At 69.7% G+C, this 1,772-nt stretch carries 2 protein-coding genes; both read left to right on the plus strand.

Going from position 1 to position 1,772, the window contains the following annotated elements:
- Window positions 1-86: 86 nt before the first annotated feature.
- On the plus strand, window positions 87-734 hold the full coding sequence (locus tag C1A30_RS00015; protein ID WP_142392521.1) for a hypothetical protein: 648 nt from the start codon (window positions 87-89) through the stop codon (window positions 732-734).
- The coding region (locus tag C1A30_RS36455) for a PGRS repeat-containing protein (protein WP_369974080.1) at window positions 710-1,772 on the plus strand (1,063 nt) is incomplete at its 3' end. The genes C1A30_RS00015 and C1A30_RS36455, both read left to right, overlap by 25 nt.

Consider the following 1,772-nt stretch of genomic DNA (forward strand, 5'->3'; position numbering starts at 1 on the left):
CCACGAAGGCCTCCTGATAGTTGCGGTGAAGTGGTAGCAGCTCCACCCCACGACAGGAGGCCTTCGCCATCAACGACCGCTACAGCGTGTCGTCACACTTCCCCAACCAACCTCCCTGGGCAGTACACCTAGCAAGCAAGCGAAAGAGATGGCTTTCGGTGACTCAGAACGATCGGGCCCCTGGCGACGGCCGTGTTGTCGACCAATCGGCCGCGTCCGAGCTGCACTGGTGGGCGCTGGCGCTGGCCCCCGTCGCCTGGGTCGTCACGAAATTCTATGGTCTTGCAGGCCTGATCATCTGGGTCGCACTGATTGCGGTCGTGGCGGTCAATTACGTGGCCCTGAAGCGGCGCGGTCTCGACGGCGAGAAGATCGTCGGCGGGATCATCGGAGTTCTCGGCGGCGTGTGGGGCGTTGTCGCACTGTTGGTTACGTCGGCGCCCTCGAGCGTGATGTGGATGAGCGCGATCGTGTGCAGCAGTCCCCACCACCTGGCGTACGACGTTTCGCACTACAGTTACCGACCTGGCGAGTCCTCGTCCACTGTGGCGTACGCATGCGTAAGCGACGAAAACGTATACGAAATCAATCGTTTCCTGGTGTCTGGGTTGCAAGCCGCGGGCGTCGCATTCGTGATGTGCGTCGTCACGGCAATCAGTTTTCCGATTTGGCGCCGCTGGCGCCGGCCGAATTGCAGAGAGGCGATGAGATGTCAACGCACAGAACGCTTGTAGCGGTTACCGCGGCACTCGGAGGCGCCGGAATCGTCGTGGCCGCGCCGGCAGTGTCGTTGTTGGCCGGTGCACCTGCCGCGCGCGCCGAGCCATTGTCGGCGTGCTCGGCATCGCTTCCGTTGTCGTGTGACGCTGCAGCGCAGCTTGTTTCACCACTAGCGTTCCCTCTGGCAGCGCCCGGCGAATTCGGCAATCTCGTTGGCGAATTCATCGGAATCTTCATCAGCAATGGCGATGAGCCGGGCGAGAACGGTGGCCTGCTGATCGGCAACGGCGCGCCGGGGCTTGCCGGGCAGCGCGGCGGCAACGGTGGCCTCCTCTTCGGCAACGGCGGCCGCGGCGGCGATGGTGTGTTGCCCGGGCAGGCCGGTGGAAGGGGCGGCAACGCAGGTCTTTTCGGTAACGGCGGCGCGGGTGGCAACGGCGCGAACGGCACCCTCACCAGCGCCGCGGGCGCAGGCGGAAACGGCGGCAACGCCGGTTTGATCGGCAACGGCGGCGCCGGTGGTCTCGGCGGACACGGCGGCCCCGGTGCGAACGGAGTCAATCCGACCCCGACGCCTGTCGCCGCGGCGGGCGCAGGCACCACCGGCACGATCGTCAGCGGTCCTGGTCAGCAGACCGGCGGGCAGGGCGGCCCCGGTCAGCCCGGCACCGTCGCAGGCCAACCCGGCGGCGTCGGTGGCACAGGCGGATCCGGCGCCAGTACGGATGGCAGTGGCGGAACCGGTGGTGTCGGTGGAGCCGGCGGGGCAGGCGGCCTTGGCGCGCAGGGCGGCAGCGGAGGCGAGGGCGGCGTCGGCCTGACCGGTAATCCCGGCCATGCCGTCGGGGGAGCGGGCGGTCCTGGCGGCGCCGGCGGCGTCGGTGGTGGCACGGGCGGCACCGGCGGCACTGGCGGTGAGGCGTTCTCCGGCCCGAGCGGGGTGGAAACCGGCGGTGGCGGCGGGGCAGGGGGGGGCGGGGGGGGGGGGGGGGGCCGGGGGGGGGGGGGGGCAGGGGGCCCCGGGGGGCGAGGGGGCGGCGGGGGGGGGTTTG

The sequence above is a fragment of the Mycobacterium sp. 3519A genome (assembly GCF_900240945.1).
Lineage (GTDB): Bacteria > Actinomycetota > Actinomycetes > Mycobacteriales > Mycobacteriaceae > Mycobacterium.